This is a genomic window from Streptomyces sp. NPDC002276 (genome assembly GCF_053891435.1).
This window is the reverse complement of sequence record NZ_JBSFCQ010000005.1, coordinates 64698-83525: the sequence shown is the minus strand read 5'-3', so window position 1 is coordinate 83525 and position 18828 is coordinate 64698. Positions and strand designations below refer to the sequence as shown.

Genomic DNA, 18828 nt, shown 5'->3' with positions numbered 1-18828 from the left:
TCGACCCCCGCGCATCAGTAGGCCCCCTGCCCGTGGATCACGGCACGCAAGGTCTTCCACAAGATCACTGTGTCCAGGGCGAGCGACCAGTCCTCCACGTACCGGAGGTCGAGGCGGACGGCCTCCTCCCACGGCAGGTCGCTGCGTCCGCTGATCTGCCACAGGCCGGTGAGCCCGGGCTTGACGAGCAGCCGTCTTCGGATGTCCGGGTCGTACGCGGCGGACTCCTCCGGCAGCGGGGGCCGGGGGCCGACGAGCGACATGGATCCGGTGAGTACGTTGAAGAGCTGCGGGAGTTCGTCGATCGAGTACCGGCGCAGCACCGTGCCGACCCGGGTCACCCGCGGATCCCGGCGGAGCTTGAACAGCAGGCCCGCGCCCTCGTTGCGTTCGGCCAGCGCGGCCCGTGCGCTGTGGGCGTCGGCGACCATGCTGCGGAACTTCAGCATGGTGAACTCGCGGCCGTCCTTGCCTACTCGGCGCTGGCGGTAGAACACTCCGCCCCGGCTGTCCATCAGCACGAACAGCGCGACGAGGATCATCAGTGGCGCGAACGCGATCAGCAGGATCGCGGCGCCCAGCCGGTCGACGACCCCCTTGATGGCGCGGCGGCCTCCGGTGAAGGTCGGCATGCTGACCCGCAGCAGCGGTATCCCGAGCACCGCGTCGACGTGCAGCCGCGGGCCGGCCACCTCCATCAGCACGGGGGCGACGATCATCTCGGCGTCGCTGCCTTCGAGGTTCCAGGCCAGCCGCTGCAACCGGTCCGGTGACCAGTGCGGATCGGGCGTGACCGCGACGACCCGGTAGCCGTCGTGGCGGACGTGCTTGGCGACGTCCTCCAGCAGGCCGATGACCGGCACTCCGTCCAACTGGTCGCCGTCCAGGGCGCCTTGGTCGCCGTCGACCCCGCGGCCGTCCTCCGTGCACACGGCCTCCACGCGCCAGCCGAGGTGCGGGAACTTGCGGGTCCGGCTGATCAGGTCGCGCACGGTCGCCGGGCTCCCGGCGGCGAGCACCGGTCTCAGGCAGCGTCCTTCGTTGCGCTGTTTGTGCAGCCAGAGGCGGAGCACATACCGCTCCGTCATGGTGACGATCGCGATCGCGGGGATCGCGACGAAGATCCAGAGCTTGATGTTGCGCGAGGTCAGCGCGATCCCGCCGAGCGCCAGCACGACGGTCGCCGTGAACAGTGAACGCCCCAACCGGCGGAATTCCTCGGCTCCTTGGCCGAGTACGGCCGGGGACCACGAGCGGCTCACCGCCAGCGCGCCCAGCACCAGCAGCTGGGTGCCGAAGGCGAGAATGCCCCATTTCTCATGCCAGTTGGCCGCGTCCCGGGCCCCGAAGAAGTCTCCGATCCCGCCCACGACGCAGGCGGTGGCCACGGTGTCGCTGAAGATCACGGTACGTCTGTACCGCTGCTCCCATTCGATCGCCGGCTGTCCGATCGCCCCTTCCGCCAGACGCCCGCGCGCCGTCGGAAAAGGCCCGACTATTCCCCCCTGCCGCACAGAACCCCCCAAGGTCCCCAGTGGTTTTGACGTGGTCGCCGCACACTGTCACTCCCCTACGGGAGGCCCCCGCCCCCCGCACTGCAACTCCCCCGCGGAAGCTTCCGCTCCGCTGTTCCCCCTCGGGAAGCCCGCGCCCCCGGCGCCTGGCGTCCCGGCCGTGTCAATACTTCGTGAGCACCTCACCCTGGCGACATCGGACTCGCAGGTCCCACCAGACTCCTGAAGCGCACGGGAACCCGGCGCGACCTCGGATGTTCTCCATGCCCCAAGCCCCCCTCGGGCCAACAGAATTGATCACCCCCACATCCGGCGCGAGAGACACAACTGCTGGCCATCTGCATCGCCGGACACATAGATCATCTTTTGTCGCCTGGTGTCACACCGTGCGAAGCAAGGTCAATCTAGACCATGTGTGCCCGCCTGAAGAGAGGTCTGTGTGGAATTTGTGCACAACATTTGACGCCGAGTCGATAGATCTGTGACTGCCCGCAGGTGCTTCGGTGACGCAAAACATGCCGTGTGCCCGGTGGCGGCGGGAGTTCTCCGGACCGTTGGCACTGGCAATCAGAGGTGTCCGACGCTGATCGACACTGATCGACCGCACCGGAGAAGAGGAGTTCACCGCTCCGGGTGCTGGTGAGGTCGCCGACGTGGTCGTGGGCACTGCCGTCGCCGCCGTTCCGGGACGACCGGGCGCGGTCGCCGGGCATGTCGAGGCGGGATGTGTCCGGTTCCGGCGGGCCCCGGCCGCCGCGGACGCCGCTGACGCCGCTGACGAATGGCGCGAAAGCGACGGAGGGGTTCCCGTTCCCGGGGCCCCCTCATCGACCGCGCAGGTGCTGTTCGACGATTTCCTCGGCCACGACCAGGTCCTGCCAGGACATTCCCACGCTCTTGAAGACCGCGGTGCGGTCCGGGGCGAGCGTGCGGGTGCCCCGGACGACGTCCGTCATCGGGATCAGTTCGTCGGCGTGGAGGTGGCCCTCGTGGATCGCGAGGACGACGTCCCCGGCCTCGCGCAACGCGGTGCGGACGTCCTCGACCACGACGTTCGCGCGGGCCATCAGCGAACCGTCCAGTTCACGCGCGTCCGGTTCATGGGATCCGACCGCGATGACGACCGTACCGTCCGTCAGGTGCGCGGAGTCGAACAGCGGGTCACGGGCACCGGTGGCACAGACCACCATCTGTGCCCGCCCGAGCCGTACCGGCACGTCCGGTGAGTCCGCGGCGACGACGGTGGCACCGGGCGGCAGTCGCCCGCGGGCCCGGTCGGGGTGGCGGACCACATGGGTGACGTCGGCCAGTTCGATCGTGCCGGTGGCCCGGATCGCGTCCACGTGGCCGACCGCCTGGGGGCCCGCGCCGAAGACCACCAGCTCGATCGGCCGGGTGAACCGGGTGAGCAGCGGAGCGGTCGCCGCGACGGAGACGGCCGGCGTGCGGAGGTTCGTCACCGCGACCCCGTCCATGATCGCCCGCAGTTCGAGCGTCTCCGCGCCGAACAGCAGGTAGGCCCCCTGGATCCGGGGCAGTCCGCGGCCCGGATTCCCCGCGGCGAGCGTCACCGTCTTCAGGCCTACGGCGGCCGCCCCCGCCGACGGCATGAGCAGCAACTGGCCCCCGGCCACGTCGAGAACGGACCGTTCCAGGTCCTCGCCCGGCTCAAGTCCCGCCCGCAGCGCGCGAGTCAGGGCCGCTGCCGCCCGGTCCCGGGGCAGTGCCCGCTCGACGTCGGCGGCCGAGAGGATCGGAAGGTGCTCGAAAGATGTCATCGCAGCACGAATCCTGACGCGGGAGGCCCCCTGGGATCAACGATGAACTCGCGGTCCGTGGGGTGCCGTTCGTACGGCGCCCCGGCCGGAAGGCGGTTCGGATCAGGGGATGATGCCGTTCACCGGGTCGGCAGACAACCCGTCGGCGATCCGCGGGTAGGCCGCGTCCGCCTCGCCGGACGGGGTGTCGAGCGGCTCCTGGGGCCGGACGGCGAGCTTGCGGTCGTCGCTGGTCAGGCAGCGTCCGGTCGCCAACTCGAATTCCCACCCGTGCAGTCGGCAGGTCAGCACGCCGTCGGCGACGGTGCCGAAACGGACCAGGTCGGCCTTGAGATGCGGGCAGCGGCGCTGGACCACATGGCCGTCGGCGAGGGCGTACTCCTCGACCCCCGACGACTCCGCGTAGTAGCCCTCCACGTACGCCATCCGGGCCTGCGACAGCGACTTGAAGAAGGTATAGACGAATTCGTTGTACGGCCCCGAGCGGGACGCCTCGAAGCGGCACGACAGGAACAGTTCGTTCACCCAGTCCTCGGCCCGGTCCCGAACGAGCCGCTCGATCAGGGGTCTTGCCGCGCGGAACCGGTAGCAGAACGGCCGTCCGTCGTGCGCGACGATCTCGCGGCTGAGGAAGTCGAAGACGATCGCCTCGTCGTCCCCGCCGTCCACGGCCGCGACGTCGAGCAGGACGCGGCCGTTCACTCCGGCGCAGGTGTGGTCGGCGGTCCGCAGCAGCGGTTCGACCCACTCCTTGAGTCGGCCGACCAAGTCCGAGCGGTCCTGCGGCAGTTCACCGAGGATACGGTCGATGACCGGCAGGGTCTTCTGCTGGTACGCCAGCAGGTACGGGCGCCGGTCCCGGACGCGTGCGATCTCCTCGTCCGGTATCTGTGTCACCGCGCACTCGTGGTCCGGGGTCAGTTCGACCGTGGTGCCGGTGAGGAACAGATGCGCGTTGTCCCTCCCCTGTTCGCGCAGAAAGTCCAGGAAGGCGAACTGGTCGGGGAACACGTTGGTGTCGTCCTGGCCGAAGTCGTTGAGGTGGAACAGGTCCTCGTCCAGGAAACAGGGCGGGCCCGCGAACGGCAGCACGTGCGACGCCTGGTACTGCTCGATGTAACTGAGCGCCCGCGCCATGCCGTTGAGGCGTTTGCGCTGCCCGAGGGCCCGTTTCGTCCGCTCCGGGAAGTCGTAGACCATCGGGTACCAGATGGCGCCGGAGAACTGGAGGAAGTGCGCGTGCGGCGGCCCGAGTTCCTCGATGGGGCCCGCCGCGACCGGGCGGGCGTCGTTCTGGTTGAACACCCGCACCCGGCCGTCGTCGACCACCAGCGCCGAGTCTCCGATCGGTCCGTCGGTCGGGGAGACCAGGGCGCTGATGAGGACTCTCAGTCCGCCGTCCAGTTCCATGGCCTTGTCGTTGCGGGTCTGCACGAACCGGTGGAACCCGAGGTCGGCGAGGGCGTCGCGCAGATGCGGGACGGGATAGTCCGGCAGCAGCACCGTCACGTCCTTCGACATGTGCCGCTTCAGCCAGTCGGGGTCGAAGTGGTCGCGGTGCAGATGGGAGACGTAGAGGTAGTCGGCGTGGGTGAGCAGGCCGGGGTCGATGCCCGTGTTGTCGGGGAACGGTACCCAGGAACCGAAGTAGGCCGGGGTGAACCAGGGGTCGCAGACGATCCGTCCGGCGGCCGTCTCCAGCAGCAGGCCGGCATGGCCGAGGGAAGTGATGCGCATGGCGCGGGGGCTCCTCGCGTCGGTTGGTGCGGGGTTCGTGGGGGCGTCACCCGTGGCGTGATCAGCGGTCCGGGTGGGTCGGCAGCGCGAGGCCGACGTCAGGCGGGGCAGGTCAGCAGGCCCGCCGCCCGCTTCGCCGCGAGGACGCGCCGCACGCTCGCGTCGACCCGGGTCCGCAGCGCCGGGTCGGACCGCGTCGCGTCGAGGACGGCGGAGGTCATGGCCGGTACGTCGTCGGTGTTCACCGTCACGACGAGGTCCCCGCCCGCCCGCAGGAACGCCAGCGCCCGCTGTCCCGGCGGAACGGCCTGGACGGCGGCCGCGTCGCCGAGGTCGTCGGAGACGACGACGCCGTCGAATCCCAGGTCCTCGCGGAGCATTCCGTCGATCACGGTGGTCGAGAACACGGCCTGGTGTGCCGGGTCGATGCGGGTGTAGGTCGCGAGCGACACCATGACGAACCGTGCGCCGGCGGCGATCCCGGTGCGGAAGGAGTTCAGATCCAGCGCGTCACGGGTCAGCGTCGTGTCCGTGACACCGGCGGTGGTGTCGGTGTTGTCCCGGACCCGGCCGAGCCCCGGGAAGTGCTTGAGCGTGGTGAGGACGTGCGCCTGGCCGAATCCCCGGACGAAGGCACCGTCCTGGCCGCCCACCGTCTCCGGACCGGAACCGAACTGCCGGTCGTACCGGCCGATCGGGCCGTTCGCCCGGCCGATCGAGGCGGGCACCACGTCCGCGACCGGGGCGAGATCGAGGCGTACACCCGCCTCGTGCAGTTCCTCCGCCCAGCCGGCCGCCTGCCGCTCCAGCCGGGACGCGGTCCACCCGCCCTGCACCTGGGCGCTCGGGATGTCGGTGAATCCCGCCCCGCTCAACTGCTGGACCTGCCCGCCCTCCTGGTCCGTGGCGACCAGGGTGCCGACCGTGGCGTGAGCCACCGACAGGTCGAGCTGCCCCATCGCGCCCACGACTCCCCGCACACCGCTCAGCCCGGACCGAACGGGACCCATGAGGATGACCGATCCGACGTCATGCCGTTTCAGCACCGCCACCTGCGCCCGCTCGGTGCCGACGGTGGCGCCCGGCCCCGCCGAGACCGCGCCCATGAACAGCTGGCCGACCCGCTGCGAGCGGCTCATGCCCGCCAGGACACGACCGGCGCAGGAGGAAGCGGCAGCCGAGGCTCGGGCCGTGGGCGCGGCGGAGGCGGACCGGTCGGGGCTGTCCGGGCTGTCGGCTCCGGGCGGTACGTCACCGCAGCCGACGGCGGCGACGGCCGTCACCGCCAGCGCGGTGACCAACCGGGGAATCCGCGTCAACCGCGCACGCCGGACCGTACGTTCCGGGTCTGCCGAGATCTTCACTTCGCTCCTGTGCAAGGCGAGTGCTGTCCGGCGCCTGTGCGAACGCCGCTGTCCACTCAGTGAGTTGTGCGGTGCACGGGAAAAGTTCGGTGACCTCACTCACAACCGGAAGGCCGCAAGGAACTGACGGGATTTCGGCGATGTCCGTGGCCGAAAGTGACGTGGACATGGGCGGAGGCGCGCTGACACCATCCGATGGATGGCCAACAACAGCGGAACGCGTTCCTCGATCTGGGACAACCGCGAATTCCTGCTGTTGTGGGGCGGCCAGACGGTCAGTGAGATGGGGACGCAGATCACCGTTCTCGCCCTGCCGTTGGTCGCCGTCGTGCTGCTGGAAGCCTCCGCGTTCCAGGTCGGTCTGTTGGCGGCGGCGGAGACCAGTGCGTTTCTCCTGGTGGCACTGCCGGCCGGGGCCATAGTGGACCGGATCGCCAAGCGCGGCTTGATGATCTGGTGCGACCTCGCGCAGTTCGTGGTGATCGGCTCGGTACCGCTGGCACACGCCGCCGGAGCGCTGACGCTCGCTCAGCTCTATGGTGTCGCACTGGTCTCCGGCGTGCTCTCCGTGTTCTTCTCGGTCGCCTACCAGGCCTATCTGCCGACGGTCCTCGACCGCGACCGGCTCATGGACGGCAACGGCAAGCTCGCCGCCTCCCGGTCGGTCGCGCAGATCGCCGGACCCAGCACAGGCGCGGGGCTGGTGACGCTGGTGGGCGCCGCAGGGGCGATGGCCGCCGACGCGATCTCCTTCGCGTTCTCGGCAGGCTCACTGTCGGCGATCCGTACCCGTGAGCCGCACCGCCCCCGGCCACAAGCCGACCGGCGTCCCCCGCTGCGGTCGCAGATCCGTGAGGGCCTCGACCACGTCTTCCGCGATCCCATCCTGCGCAACTCGGTGGCGTTCAACGGCACCGCCAACTTCTTCGTCATCATGGTGGAGACCCTCGGCCCGGTATTTCTGATCCGCACGCTGGGTCTACGGCCGGGCCCGGTCGGGCTGCTGCTGGCGCTGGGGGCCGTCGGCGGGGTGGCGGGCGGTGTGGCGGCGCGGTATCTCGCCCGGAGGTTCGGCTCGGCGCGGATCAGCTGGATCTCGATGACCGTACTGTCGCTGCCCGGTCTGCTCATCCCGCTGGCCGGGCGCGGTGGATGGGTCCTGCTGTTCGGCGTCGGCTGGATCTCGTGGACCTTCTCCTCCACGGTCGCGGGCATCTCCCTGACCAGCTACCGCCAGGCCGCCTGCCCGCCGGAGCTGCTCGGCCGGGTCAGCGCCGCGGCTCGCTGGGTCACCTGGGGCACCCTGCCACTCGGCGGTCTGGCCGGCGGCGCGCTCGCCACCGCCCTCGGCGTCCGCACCACGTTGTGGATCGCCGTCGTCGGCGGCTGCTGCGCGGGACTGTGGCTGTTCTTCTCACCGCTGCGCGGCATGCGCGACATCCCGCTCAAGGAGCCCGAAGCCGAGCCCGACGTCTTGGCCGAAACGCCGTGACAACACACGAAAGGCCGCCCTCTCATTGCGAGAGAACGGCCTCCGACCCGCCAGAAGCAAAGTCGGGACGACAGGATTTGAACCTGCGACCCCTTGACCCCCAGTCAAGTGCGCTACCAAGCTGCGCCACGTCCCGTTGCCCGTCTGACCTGGGGTTTCCCCTGGTCGAACCTGCATGGAAACAATACCGCACTCGCGTCGGTGATCGCGCACGCCTTTATCGGGGGCGGCTCACGGGCGGCTCGCACCGCGACGCTTGACCTGAAGTTTGGTTGAGGTTGCACGATCGTCCGCATGACCACCACCACGGAACACAGCCGCCCGTACACGCACGGCGACCTGCCCCGGCTCATGGGCCTGATGACCGGCGACGAGAAGCACGGTCCGGCGGCGACCTCGACGCTGGACGTGCTGTGGGTGCTCTACGACCGGGTGCTGCGGGTCGGCCCGGAACGCATGGGCGACCCGGAACGGGACCGGTTCCTGCTCTCCAAGGGGCACGGGCCGATGGCGTACTACGCCGTGCTGGCCGCCAAGGGATTCGTCCCGGTGGAGTGGCTCCCGGACTTCGGCTCGTACGACTCTCCGCTCGGGCACCACCCGGACCGGGTGCTGGTGCCGGGCGCCGAGATCGGCAGCGGGTCGCTGGGGCACGGGCTGCCGATGGGCGTCGGGACGGCACTGGGGCTGCGTGCGCAGGGGCTCGCCGAGCCGCGGGTCTGGGTCCTGGTCGGGGACGCCGAGCTGGACGAGGGCAGCAACCACGAGGCCATCGCCTTCGCCGGGCCCGCCGGACTGGACCGGCTGCACACCGTCGTCGTCGACAACTCCTCCGCCACTCACGCCCGGCCCGGTGGTATCGCCGCCCGCTTCGAGGCCGCGGGCTGGTCGACCGTGACGGTCGACGGCCGCGACCACGACGCGGTGTACGGCGCCTTCACCGCGCCGCATCCCGGTCGGCCTCATGTGGTCGTGGCCCGGGTGGAGCCCAAGTCCGCCTGATCGTCCGCCCGTTCACCAACCCACTCACCAGCGGCTCAAGAAGGGCTGTCTTTCCATGGACACCATGCGTGACCGTTTCGCCCCGGTCGTCTCCCGGCTTCTCGACGAGGATCCACGCGTCGCGGTCGTCCTCGCCGAGATCGGCGCGGCCGGTCTCGCCGAGGCACAACTCCGCCACCCGGACCGGGTGATCAACGTCGGCATCCGCGAGCAGCTCCTCGTCGGGGCGGGCGCGGGACTCGCGCTGACCGGGATGCGCCCCGTGCTGCACACCTTCGCCAGTTTCCTCGTCGAGCGACCCTTCGAGCAGGTCAAGCTGGACCTCGGGCACCAGGGCGTCGGCGCGGTGCTGGTGAGTGCGGCGGCCTCGTTCGACTGGCCCGCCGGTGGGCTGACGCACATGGCTCCGGGCGATGTGGCCCTCCTCGACACGCTCGACGGCTGGACCGTGCACGTGCCGGGCCACCCGGACGAGGCCGAGACCCTGCTGCGGCACGCGGTCGCCGCGGGCGACGACAAGGTGTACGTACGGCTGTCCGTCCAGTCGAACGCCGACACTCTCCCGGTCGACGGCGAGCGTTTCCTCCCGGTGCGCGAGGGCCGCTCCGGTGTGGTCGTCGCGGTCGGGCCGATGCTCGACGCCGTACTCGACGCCACGGAGGGCCTCGACGTCACCGTCCTGTACGCCACGACCGTACGGCCCTTCGACGCGCCCGCGCTGCGCCGTGCCACGCGGACGGCCGGGACGGACGTCGTCCTCGTCGAGCCGTACCTCGCGGGCACCTCGACGGCCGCCGCGAACGACGCGCTCGCCGACGTGCCCCACCGGGTACTGGGCCTGGGCGTGGCCCGCCCCGAACTGCGCCGCTACGGCACCCTCCCGGAACACCTGGCCGCCCACGGGCTCGACGCCCGGTCGCTGCGCGAGCGGATCGGGAGTTTCGTCGGGGGCGGACGCGCCAACCCGCGGGGCTAGGACCGGCCGGCCGCTTCCAGCGGCTCAGCCGTCGGACGGCAGGCCCAACTCCGGGTAGGACTCCAGGAGTCGGGGCGGGGCCGCCTGGCGCCAGGAGTCGGCGAGGATGTCGCGCAGTTCCTCGTCGCTCTCCAGCGCGGCGAGCCGGGCCCGGACCCAGGCGAAGCCCGCCTCGTGGTCGGCGACCCAGAACTTCTCGGGTTCGGCCAGGACGAGTTCGTCACGCTCCTCCTTGGGGCAGCGCACGGCGATGGAGGTCTCCTCCTCGGGCACGGTGACGAACATCTTCCCGGCGACCCGGAACGTGGGCATGTTCCAGGCGATCTTCTCCGTCGTGTCCGGGAGGGAGAGGGCGATACGGCGTACGTCTTCGGCATCCGGCATGACACGCAAGATAGCGGCAGGCACTGACAATCACCTGGTGGGAGTGTGTACCCCCGCCCCCACCCGCTTGTAGTAGAGCGTCGTCGGCCGCAGCACCCCGGCCGGGCTCGCCGCGTAGTCGGGGATCGTGCCGACCCGGGTCCAGCCCGCCGAGTCGTAGAGGCGTTCGGCGGTGCTGTCCGTCTCGGTGTCCAGGTGGAGGAGGGTGATGCCGGCCGCCACCGCCGCGTCCTCCGCGACGGTCAGCAACCCGCGCCCGAGGCCCCGTCCGCGGGCGTCCCGGTGCACCATCAGCTTGACCAGCTCGGCGCGGTGGCGGCTGTTGGGCTTGTCGGCGAAGGCCAGGCTCACGGTGCCGACGACCCGTTCAACGTCCCGCGCCGCCCACACGGCGAGCCGCCCGGCGCTCACCGCGTCGGCGCGCTCCCGCCACCAGGTGACGGCCGCCGCGCGGTCGAGCGGCGCGAGGAATCCGACCGACGCTCCGTCGTGCACGGTGTCGGTCAGCAGGTCCGCCAACTCCTCGACCACGGCGAGCAGTTGGGGTGCGCTCAGCTGCTCGGTCCTCATGGCAGCACCACCGCCAGGACGTAGCGGACCTCGTCCGGACCCGGGCAGCGGAACCGGGTCGGGCCCCACACCCGCAGCCGTAGACAGTCGCCGGTGTCGAGATGGTGGTCGGTGTTCCCGACTGTCACGTCGAGGGTGCCCGCCAAGACCCAGATGTGCTGTTCGAGGCCGGGGACGGGCGGGCGGTCGTAGGCGATGTCGGCGTCCGGTGTCAGTCGTCCCTCGACGAGTTCGCCGCGCAGGCCGGTGTGCGGGGGCGACACCGAACGTCGTACGAAGCCGGAGGTGCGGTCCTCCCACACGGGCTGGTCGGCGGTGCGCAGCAACGGGGTGGGCTCGGCCTCCACCTCGCTGAGGAGTTGGGACATGGTCCGGCCGTAGACGCCGCAGAGGCGGTTGAGGAGGGAGGCGGTGGGGCTGGTCTCGGCGCGTTCGGCGCGGGACAGGGTCGACCGGCTCACTCCGCTGCGTTCCGCCAACTCCGCGAGGGACCAGCCGTGTTGGGCCCGCAGTTCGGCCAGGCGGGCACCGAGGCGGGCGTCCATGGGGTCAGGGGCTGCCTCGTCTTGTTGCTTCACATCCGGGACAGTATCCCTGATATGAAACGGCGAGGTTACGTCCGTGCTACCTCCGCCAGCGCGTCCAGGACCGGGCGGATCAGCGGATGCTCCTCCGTGCCGCGTCGTACGGCCGCGAAGACCCGGCGGGTCGGTGCGACCCCGTCGACGGGCCGTACGACGACTCCCGTCAGGTCCATGCCGCGCAGGGCGGAGCGGGGGACGAGGGCGACGCCCGCGTCGGCCGAGGCGAGGGCGACCACGGCTCGGAAGTCGTCCGAGGAGTGTTCCAGGCGGGGCTGGAAGCCGGCGTTCTCGCAGGCCAGGACGACGACCTCGTGGCAGGGGTTGCCGGGGTAGGGGCCGATCCACGGGTCCTTGGCCAGTTCGGAGAGGCGGACCTCGTCGGCGTCGGCGAGTCGGTGGGCGAGCGGGACGACCGCGTCGAAGGGCTCGGCGTAGAGCGGGACGTGGATGAGGCGCGGGTCGTCGGCGGGCGGGGCGCCTCGGTACTCGACGGCGACCGCTACATCCACCTGGCGGTCCAGCACCATCGGCAGACTGGCGTCGCCCTCGGCGTCCTGGACGCGGATCCGGATGCCGGGCGCGAGCGAGGAGAGCCGGACCACCGCCGGTGCCACGACCTGTGCGATACCCGTGGCGAACGCGGCCACCGTCACCGTGCCGGCCTCGCCCGCACTGTAGGCGGCGAGTTCCGCCTCGGCCCGCTCCAGCTGGGCCAGGACGACGTTGGTGTGGCCGAGCAGGATCTCGCCGGCCGGGGTCAGCCGTACCCCCTTGGCGCCGCGCTCGACCAGGCGGTGGCCGGTCTCCTGCTCCAGGGCGGCGAGCTGCTGGGAGACCGCCGAGGGGGTGAGGTACAGCGCGGCGGCCGCCGCCGTCACGGTGCGGTGGTCGGCCACCGCACGGAGGATATGGAGCCGCCGCGCTTCGATCATGGGACCGATTATCGCAATATGTCCGGGGCGGTGACCGCCACGGTGTGCTCAGCCCCCGGCTCCGCTCAGCCCTCCAGCTCCGCGCGCGCCGCGACGAACGCGTCCACCGCCCGGTTCACGTCGTCCGTCGAGTGCGCGGCGGAGAGCTGGACCCGGATACGGGCCTTGTCCTGCGGGACGACCGGGTACGAGAAGCCGATCACGTACACGCCCCGCTCCAGCAGCAGCTCCGCCATCCGGCCGGCCACCGCCGCGTCGCCGATCATCACAGGCGCGATGGCGTGGTCGCCGGGGAGGATGTCGAAGCCCTCCTCGGTCATCCGGTGCCTGAACAGGGCGGTGTTCTCGGCGAGTTGGACGCGCAGGTCGTCCGCCGCCTCCAGCAGGTCGAGCACCTTGAGCGAGGCCGCCGCGATCACCGGGGCGAGGGTGTTGGAGAAGAGGTACGGCCGGGAACGCTGGCGCAGCAGCGCGACGATCTCGGCGCGGGCGGCGACGTAACCGCCGGAGGCGCCGCCGAGCGCCTTGCCGAGGGTGCCGGTGATGATGTCGACACGGTCCATGACGCCGTGCAGTTCGGGGGTGCCCCGGCCGCCGGGGCCGACGAAGCCGACGGCGTGGGAGTCGTCGACCATGACCATCGCGTCGTAGCGGTCGGCGAGGTCGCAGATCTCATGGAGGGGGGCGACGTAACCGTCCATGGAGAAGACGCCGTCGGTGACGATCAGCTTGCGCCGGGCGCCCGTGGCCTCCTTCAACTGCTGTTCCAGATCGGCCATGTCGCGGTTGGCGTACCGGTGACGGCGGGCCTTGGAGAGGCGGATGCCGTCGATGATCGACGCGTGGTTGAGGGCGTCGGAGATGACCGCGTCCTCGGGGCCCAACAGGGTTTCGAAGACACCGCCGTTGGCGTCGAAGCAGGAGGAGTAGAGGATCGTGTCCTCCTGGCCGAGGAAGGAGGAAAGGCGCGCCTCAAGTTCCTTGTGGACCTCCTGCGTTCCGCAGATGAAGCGGACCGAGGCCATGCCGTAGCCCCAGCGGTCGAGGGCCGCGTGGGCGGCGGCGACGACCTCGGGGTGGTCGGCGAGGCCGAGGTAGTTGTTGGCGCAGAAGTTGAGGACCTCGCCGGGGCGGCCGCCCGAGGTGACGTTCACGGTCGCGGACTGCGGGGAGCCGATCACCCGCTCGGGCTTGTGGAGTCCGGCGGCGCGGATCTCGTCGAGGGTGGCACCGATGTCGTCGCGCACGGAGTCGAACATCTTCAATTCCCTTGCTACAGAGTCCAGTCGAGGATGACTTTGCCGCCGCGTCCACTGGCCGCGTCCGCGAACGCCGCCTCGAAGTCGCGGTGTCCGTACCGGCCGGTGATCACGGGCGCGAGGTCCAGGCCGCCTTCCAGCAGCACCGACATCGCGTACCAGGTCTCGAACATCTCACGGCCGTAGATGCCCTTGATGGTGAGCATCGAGGTGACGATGCGGGACCAGTCGACGGGGAACTCCTCGGAAGGCAGTCCCAGCATGGCGATCCGGCCGCCGTGGGTCATGTTGGCGATCATGTCGCGCATGGCCTCGGGGCGGCCGGACATCTCCAGGCCGATGTCGAAGCCCTCGCGGAGGCCCAACTCCCGCTGGCCGTCCGCGATCTGAGCGTCCGTCACGTTCAGGGCGAGGGTCACGCCGATCTTGCGGGCCAGGGCGAGACGTTCCTCGCTGACGTCGGTCACCATGATGTTCCGCGCGCCGGCGTGCCGGGCAACCGCCGCCGCCATCAGGCCGATCGGCCCCGCCCCGGTGATGAGGACGTCCTCGCCGACGAGCGGGAACGACAGCGCGGTGTGCACCGCGTTGCCGAACGGGTCGAAGATCGCGGCCACATCGAGGTCGACGGGGACACGGTGCACCCATACGTTGGCGGCGGGCAGCGTGACGTACTCCGCGAAGGCGCCGTCGCGGCCGACGCCGAGCCCGACCGTGGCACGGCACAGATGGCGGCGCCCGGCCAGGCAGTTGCGGCACTTGCCGCACACCAAGTGGCCCTCGCCGCTGACCAGTTCACCGATCGCGATGTCGGCGACGTCCCGGCCGGTCCCGACCACCTCGCCGACGAACTCGTGCCCGAGCACGAGCGGCGTACGGATCGCCTGCCGCGCCCACCCGTCCCAGGCCCTGATGTGCAGGTCGGTGCCGCAGATCCCGGTGCGCAGCACCTTGATCAGTACGTCGCCGGGTCCGACGGCGGGCTCCGGGACGTCCACGAGCCACAGCCCGGGCTCCGCCTTCTCCTTGACCAGCGCCTTCAACGCTACGGCTCCTGTGCATGAGGCCCGGGGCCGGGCTCGGTCCGGACAGGCCGGACGAGCCCGTTCCGGGGTGGGGGGTGGATTGTGCTAGCAATCTGCCCTACCGGAGCGCCCGGGTCCATCGAGGTTTTCTTAAGCGGTGTCGCAGCTTTCCTTCACACCTGTCACCCGTCCAGCCGCGAGACCTGGTAGTGGGCGATGTACCAGCCGTCGGCCAGCCGCCGCACCAGCACGGCGAGCTTGACGTCGACCGGCGGCCGGTCGGTGAACGTGAACTCCGTGTCCAGATAGCCGAGTACGAGGTCGTCGGCGTAGCGCCGGGTCTCCAGGACGTCGTAGGCGGCCTTCATTCCGAGGGGCTGGGAGGCGTAGTACTCGGCGACGGCCGGCCGGCCGACGCCGTAGGGGTGCAGCCCCTGGAAGATCGCGTCCTCGGTGAAGAGCCGGGCCACCTCCTCCGGTTCATGGGTGTCGACGGCCGCCTTCCAGGGGTCGAGGACACCGCGCAGGACGAGTTCGTCGTCGTTGCCGCTGTTCATCTCCGCCGACCTTTCTCAGTGACCGGCGCTCATGCCGCCGTCGACATGGAGGATCTCGCCGGTGACGAAGGGAGCGTTCTCCAAGAAGACCACGGCGTCGACGATGTCGCTCACCTCGCCCATCCGGCCGACCGGGTGCAGGGCGGCGAGGAAGTCGTGGGTCTCCGCCGCGTGCATCGGAGTCTTGATGGTGCCCGGGGACACGGCGTTGACGCGGATGCCCCGGGTGGCGTACTCGACGGCGAGGGACTTGGTGGCGGACTGGATTCCGCCCTTGGTCAGCGAGGCCAGGACGGAGGGGACGCGGGCGTCCGCGTTGTCGACCAGGCTGGTGGTGACGCTGACGATGTGGCCGCCGCCCTGGGTGAGCAGGTGCGGAACGGCCAGCTGGGTGAGCCGGAAGAACCCGGCCAGGTTGATGCCGAGCACGCTCGCGTAGTCGTCGGCCGTGTACTCCGTGAAGGGCTTGGCGACGAAGACGCCCGCGTTGTTGACCACGGTGTCGATCCGGCCGAACCGCTCGATCGCGGCGGCCACGACCCGCTCGGCGGTGGCCGGGTCGGCGATGTCGCCCTGGACGGTCAGGATGTCCGCGTCGTCGGCGGGGGCGATGGTGCGCGAGGTGGCGACGACGGCGTATCCGAGCTTGCGGTAGGCGTCGACGACGCCCGCTCCGATGCCCTGCGAGGCGCCGGTGACGATCGCGACCTTCTGGTTCCGAGTGCTCATGACGACCTTCTCCGAAGTGGTGGTGAATGCGGTGCGGTGCTCCCGGTCGGCTGTTTTTACTAGCCGACCGGTCGCCTATGTATGAACGTAGGCGACCTGGATCGGCGAAGGCAAAGGTCAGATTGGCTTTTCCCAGGACCGGAATCCTCGCTGCTGGGAGGCCTGGCCTCCCAGTCCACGTCAGCGGTGCGGGTCGCCCGTCGGCAGCCAGGCGCCGGGAGCCCGGAGTCCGAGGTCGCCGACGCCGTCGCACAGCGCGTCCACGGCGGCGAGGACCGCGGCACGCGTCTCGCCCTCGCGCCACACCAGGGACCAGGTCCAGTGGACAGACGGCTCGACGACCTCGCGGCGGACGAGGTCGGGCGGCAGCGGAGTGGTCTGCCCCTTGGGCGAGTTGACGACCGGGCGGCGGCTGCGGCGGACGTGGTCGAAGAACGCGGGGCCGGTGATCCCGCCGTCGGAGATCGGCACCGCGTGCGCCCCGGTGTCGTGGGCCAGTTGCTCGGCGTAGACGTTCCAGGACGACCAGGACTGGGTGTCGTCGTCGAGGAGGACGGAGGTGTCCCGGGCGCGTACGTCACCGGTGTCGGTGCCCGTGGCCACCGCGTACAGCCGGTCGGCGCCGAGGAGGCGGGCCCGCAGTCCGTGCCGTTTCAGGTCCTCGTCCCGTACCCAGCACACCGCGAGGTCCAGGCTGCCGTCCGCGACCCGGGCGGCCTGCGTGTGCGAGGGCGCGATCCAGGCGTCCACATGGACCTGGGCCACACCCGCGGTGCGCGCGGTCAGATCGGCGGGGAGCCAGTTGACGTAGCCGAGCCGGACCGCCTCCGAGCCCGCCAGCCGGCTGGCCCGGCGCCTGAGGTCGTCGGCGCGCTCCAGCAGGGCGCGGGTGTGCGGGAGCAGGGCGGCACCGGCCGGGGTGAGGGAGACCGAGCGGCGGTCGCGGTCGAAGAGCCGTACGCCCAGATCGCGTTCGAGGGCCTTGATCTGCTGGGAGAGGGAGGGGCCCGCGATCAGGAGGCGGTCGGCGGCCCGGCCGAAGTTCAGCTCCTCGGCGACGGCGACGAAGTACCTCAGTTGGCGCAGCTCCACGCCCGTCATGCTACGCGGGCTGGGAGGCCGGAACTCTCAGCAGGGAGCGAGCCCGTCGTGGCGCCCGTGCCGGTACCGGGCCACGATGAGGGCATGGAGACCCGGCACCCTGTCGCCTGGCCGGGCGGGCCCGAACGGAGCGAGGTCATGCGAGAGTTCCTTGTCGAGATCACCACCACCGTCCCGGAGGGCACCCCGCCGGAGGAGGTCGACCGGCGCCGCGCCGCCGAGGCCGTCCACTCCCGCGAACTGGCCGCCACCGGACACCTGAAACGGCTGTGGCGCCCGGTCGGCAAACGGCGCAGCATCGGCATCTGGCTCGCCGACGACGAGGACCAGCTCCACGAGAAGGTGCTCCGCACACTGCCTCTCGCCCCGTGGATGACCTTTGCCGTCACCCCGCTGGAACCGCACCCGAACGACCCCGGCCATGCGGAGTAACTCACCCTGGCTGTAAGGGATTTGGCTGCCATGAGCGCCAGCGCCCCGGTCCCCTCGGCCCGGGCGGGCGGCCCCCTCCTGTCACCTTGGGCTCATGTCGTCCGGGTCGCCTCGGCGCTCGCCGCGGGCATGGGGGTCGGCCGCTTCGTCTACACCCCGATCCTCCCGCTGATGCACGCCCAGGCGGGCCTGTCCACCGACGCCGGCGCGCACCTGGCCACGGCCAACTACGTCGGCTACCTGGTCGGCGCGCTCGCGGGCACCCTCTCCCCCGCCCTGGTCCGCTCCCGCACGACTCTGCGCGGCGCGCTCGTGCTGCTGATCTGCACGCTGGCCGCGATGCCCGCCACGCGGCACACCGGGGTGTGGCTCACGCTGCGACTGCTGGCGGGCGTGGCAAGCGCGCTGATCTTCGTCGTCGCGGTGAACTCGCTCCTCGGCCACCTCCGGGACCACCCGCCGCATCTGCCCGGCTGGGGCTTCGGCGGTGTCGGCGCCGGGATCGCGCTCTCCGGCCTCCTGGTCCTCGCCCTGCGCCCGATCGCGGACTGGCGGACCGTCTGGTGGGCCTCGGCCGCGCTCGCCGTGGTCCTGGCGGCGGCCTCGTGGAATCTACGGCCGGAGGTGGCGGTGCCAGCCGGGACTGTGTCTGCCGCGCACGTGTCGACGGGGCCCATGTCGGCCACCCACATGTCGCCCGAGCACATGTCGTCCGTGCATATGTCGGAAGCCGTCACGGCGACGGTCGACCGCCGTTTCGTCGCGCTGTTCGTCAGCTACAGCTTGGAGGGTGTCGGGTACATCGTCGCCGGGACCTTCCTGGTCGCCGCGATCGCACAGGGCTCCCCCGGCTGGATCGGCGGTGGCGCGTGGGTGCTCGTCGGGCTGGCCGCCGTACCGTCCTCCGCGCTCTGGGCCCGGCTCGGCCGCCGCTGGTCGCGGCCCGGGCTGCTGCTGGTCGCGCTGGTGATCCAGGCGGTCGGCATCGCGCTGCCCGCGCTGGTGGGCGGGGTGGCCGCGGCCCTGGTCTCGGCGCTGCTGTTCGGTGCGACCTTCATCGGCGTCAGCACGCTCGCCCTGGCCACCGGGACCGAGTTGCGCTTCCCGCGCTCGGTGGCGCTGCTGACCGCCGGCTACTCCGTCGGCCAGATCCTCGGCCCGCTCACTGTCGCCCCGCTGCTGCGCCACGGCTACCGCCCGGCCCTGCTCCTGGCCGCCCTGGTGGTCCTCGCCGCGGCCGTCGCCGCCGCCGTCCTGCGGGCCGGTTACCCGCACCACGCGGTGGCGGTACGACAGTCCGTGCCGGAGCGGGTACGGCGGACCACGCCCACCGACGCGGGCCGCTGATCAGCCGAGGTGAGCCCGAGCGGAGCACAGCAGTTGCCCCGCAGA

General features: G+C 71.0%; 18 protein-coding genes and 1 tRNA gene. 5 read left to right on the top strand and 14 right to left on the bottom strand.

The features are described 5' to 3' along the window. Positions 1-14: 14 nt before the first annotated feature. The 4 genes from ACWIHT_RS14995 to ACWIHT_RS14980 all read right to left on the bottom strand — a co-directional run bounded on the left by ACWIHT_RS14995 (position 15) and on the right by ACWIHT_RS14980 (position 6393). Complete coding sequence (locus ACWIHT_RS14995) at positions 15-1514, bottom strand: sugar transferase (RefSeq protein ID WP_456168156.1); 1500 nt, start codon at positions 1512-1514, stop codon at positions 15-17. Positions 1515-2338: 824 nt separating this feature from the next. Then, the gene (locus tag ACWIHT_RS14990) at positions 2339-3292 is read right to left on the bottom strand and encodes an ornithine cyclodeaminase family protein (RefSeq protein ID WP_456168154.1); all 954 of its coding nucleotides are present in this window, start codon (positions 3290-3292) and stop codon (positions 2339-2341) included. Between the two features lie 102 nt (positions 3293-3394). Next, positions 3395-5029, bottom strand: coding sequence for a Rieske 2Fe-2S domain-containing protein (locus ACWIHT_RS14985; RefSeq protein ID WP_456168152.1), 1635 nt, complete (start codon positions 5027-5029; stop codon positions 3395-3397). A gap of 98 nt (positions 5030-5127) precedes the next feature. Continuing rightward, a complete protein-coding gene (locus ACWIHT_RS14980; RefSeq protein WP_456168150.1) occupies positions 5128-6393 on the bottom strand; it encodes a glycoside hydrolase family 3 N-terminal domain-containing protein in 1266 nt (421 codons plus the stop codon). 199 nt (positions 6394-6592) lie between these two features. On the opposite strand from ACWIHT_RS14980, the gene ACWIHT_RS14975 reads away from it, so the two are divergent. After that, positions 6593-7885, top strand: a complete 1293-nt coding sequence (locus tag ACWIHT_RS14975; RefSeq protein WP_456168148.1) for an MFS transporter — start codon at positions 6593-6595, stop codon at positions 7883-7885. Between the two features lie 62 nt (positions 7886-7947). Here ACWIHT_RS14975 and ACWIHT_RS14970 read toward each other — a convergent pair. Then, positions 7948-8021, bottom strand: a tRNA-Pro gene (locus tag ACWIHT_RS14970). Between the two features lie 158 nt (positions 8022-8179). Between ACWIHT_RS14970 and ACWIHT_RS14965 the strand changes: the two genes are divergently transcribed. Together ACWIHT_RS14965 and ACWIHT_RS14960 are read left to right on the top strand one after the other, a co-directional pair. Next, positions 8180-8887 (top strand): transketolase, encoded by a 708-nt coding sequence (locus ACWIHT_RS14965; RefSeq protein ID WP_456168146.1) that lies wholly within the window; start codon positions 8180-8182, stop codon positions 8885-8887. Positions 8888-8942: 55 nt separating this feature from the next. Then, a complete protein-coding gene (locus tag ACWIHT_RS14960) occupies positions 8943-9863 on the top strand; it encodes a transketolase family protein (RefSeq protein WP_456168144.1) in 921 nt (306 codons plus the stop codon). Between the two features lie 24 nt (positions 9864-9887). Here ACWIHT_RS14960 and ACWIHT_RS14955 read toward each other — a convergent pair whose 3' ends face one another. The 9 genes from ACWIHT_RS14955 to ACWIHT_RS14915 all read right to left on the bottom strand — a co-directional run bounded on the left by ACWIHT_RS14955 (position 9888) and on the right by ACWIHT_RS14915 (position 17004). Beyond that, entirely contained in the window at positions 9888-10247 is a 360-nt protein-coding gene (locus ACWIHT_RS14955) for an MmcQ/YjbR family DNA-binding protein (RefSeq protein WP_456168142.1), read from the bottom strand. Positions 10248-10277: 30 nt separating this feature from the next. Further along, positions 10278-10817, bottom strand: coding sequence for an N-acetyltransferase family protein (locus tag ACWIHT_RS14950; RefSeq protein ID WP_456168140.1), 540 nt, complete (start codon positions 10815-10817; stop codon positions 10278-10280). Continuing rightward, the gene (locus ACWIHT_RS14945) at positions 10814-11362 is read right to left on the bottom strand and encodes a helix-turn-helix domain-containing protein (protein ID WP_456168831.1); all 549 of its coding nucleotides are present in this window, start codon (positions 11360-11362) and stop codon (positions 10814-10816) included. The genes ACWIHT_RS14950 and ACWIHT_RS14945 overlap by 4 nt, the downstream gene beginning before the upstream one ends. Before the next feature lie 68 nt (positions 11363-11430). Further along, a complete protein-coding gene (locus tag ACWIHT_RS14940; protein WP_456168138.1) occupies positions 11431-12333 on the bottom strand; it encodes a LysR family transcriptional regulator in 903 nt (300 codons plus the stop codon). A gap of 65 nt (positions 12334-12398) precedes the next feature. Beyond that, positions 12399-13592 (bottom strand): glycine C-acetyltransferase, encoded by a 1194-nt coding sequence (locus ACWIHT_RS14935; protein ID WP_456168136.1) that lies wholly within the window; start codon positions 13590-13592, stop codon positions 12399-12401. 14 nt (positions 13593-13606) lie between these two features. Beyond that, positions 13607-14635: an L-threonine 3-dehydrogenase gene (gene tdh / locus ACWIHT_RS14930; RefSeq protein ID WP_456168134.1), complete on the bottom strand. Its 1029-nt coding sequence runs from the start codon at positions 14633-14635 to the stop codon at positions 13607-13609. A gap of 164 nt (positions 14636-14799) precedes the next feature. Then, entirely contained in the window at positions 14800-15174 is a 375-nt protein-coding gene (locus ACWIHT_RS14925; RefSeq protein WP_456168132.1) for a YybH family protein, read from the bottom strand. 15 nt (positions 15175-15189) lie between these two features. Further along, a complete protein-coding gene (locus ACWIHT_RS14920) occupies positions 15190-15903 on the bottom strand; it encodes an SDR family NAD(P)-dependent oxidoreductase (RefSeq protein ID WP_456168130.1) in 714 nt (237 codons plus the stop codon). Between the two features lie 180 nt (positions 15904-16083). Next, a complete protein-coding gene (locus ACWIHT_RS14915) occupies positions 16084-17004 on the bottom strand; it encodes a LysR family transcriptional regulator (protein WP_456168128.1) in 921 nt (306 codons plus the stop codon). Positions 17005-17142: 138 nt separating this feature from the next. Between ACWIHT_RS14915 and ACWIHT_RS14910 the strand changes: the two genes are divergently transcribed. Together ACWIHT_RS14910 and ACWIHT_RS14905 are read left to right on the top strand one after the other, a co-directional pair. Then, positions 17143-17436 carry a muconolactone Delta-isomerase family protein gene (locus ACWIHT_RS14910; RefSeq protein ID WP_456168126.1) on the top strand — a complete coding sequence of 98 codons (294 nt, stop codon included), beginning with the start codon at positions 17143-17145 and terminating at the stop codon, positions 17434-17436. Between the two features lie 30 nt (positions 17437-17466). Then, the gene (locus ACWIHT_RS14905) at positions 17467-18783 is read left to right on the top strand and encodes a YbfB/YjiJ family MFS transporter (protein WP_456168124.1); all 1317 of its coding nucleotides are present in this window, start codon (positions 17467-17469) and stop codon (positions 18781-18783) included. Positions 18784-18828: the final 45 nt, after the last annotated feature.

Excerpts from the sequence above, each read along its gene's own strand:
- ACWIHT_RS14990 (WP_456168154.1), bottom strand. The coding sequence starts at position 3,292 with ATGACATCTTTCGAGCACCTTCCGATCCTCTCGGCCGCCGACGTCGAG.
- ACWIHT_RS14985 (WP_456168152.1), bottom strand. The coding sequence starts at position 5,029 with ATGCGCATCACTTCCCTCGGCCATGCCGGCCTGCTGCTGGAGACGGCC.
- ACWIHT_RS14975 (WP_456168148.1), top strand. The coding sequence starts at position 6,593 with ATGGCCAACAACAGCGGAACGCGTTCCTCGATCTGGGACAACCGCGAA.
- ACWIHT_RS14965 (WP_456168146.1), top strand. The coding sequence starts at position 8,180 with ATGACCACCACCACGGAACACAGCCGCCCGTACACGCACGGCGACCTG.
- ACWIHT_RS14960 (WP_456168144.1), top strand. The coding sequence starts at position 8,943 with ATGGACACCATGCGTGACCGTTTCGCCCCGGTCGTCTCCCGGCTTCTC.
- ACWIHT_RS14955 (WP_456168142.1), bottom strand. The coding sequence starts at position 10,247 with ATGCCGGATGCCGAAGACGTACGCCGTATCGCCCTCTCCCTCCCGGAC.
- ACWIHT_RS14950 (WP_456168140.1), bottom strand. The coding sequence starts at position 10,817 with ATGAGGACCGAGCAGCTGAGCGCACCCCAACTGCTCGCCGTGGTCGAG.
- ACWIHT_RS14945 (WP_456168831.1), bottom strand. The coding sequence starts at position 11,362 with ATGGACGCCCGCCTCGGTGCCCGCCTGGCCGAACTGCGGGCCCAACAC.
- ACWIHT_RS14940 (WP_456168138.1), bottom strand. The coding sequence starts at position 12,333 with ATGATCGAAGCGCGGCGGCTCCATATCCTCCGTGCGGTGGCCGACCAC.
- ACWIHT_RS14935 (WP_456168136.1), bottom strand. The coding sequence starts at position 13,592 with ATGTTCGACTCCGTGCGCGACGACATCGGTGCCACCCTCGACGAGATC.
- ACWIHT_RS14925 (WP_456168132.1), bottom strand. The coding sequence starts at position 15,174 with ATGAACAGCGGCAACGACGACGAACTCGTCCTGCGCGGTGTCCTCGAC.
- ACWIHT_RS14920 (WP_456168130.1), bottom strand. The coding sequence starts at position 15,903 with ATGAGCACTCGGAACCAGAAGGTCGCGATCGTCACCGGCGCCTCGCAG.
- ACWIHT_RS14915 (WP_456168128.1), bottom strand. The coding sequence starts at position 17,004 with ATGACGGGCGTGGAGCTGCGCCAACTGAGGTACTTCGTCGCCGTCGCC.
- ACWIHT_RS14910 (WP_456168126.1), top strand. The coding sequence starts at position 17,143 with ATGCGAGAGTTCCTTGTCGAGATCACCACCACCGTCCCGGAGGGCACC.
- ACWIHT_RS14905 (WP_456168124.1), top strand. The coding sequence starts at position 17,467 with ATGAGCGCCAGCGCCCCGGTCCCCTCGGCCCGGGCGGGCGGCCCCCTC.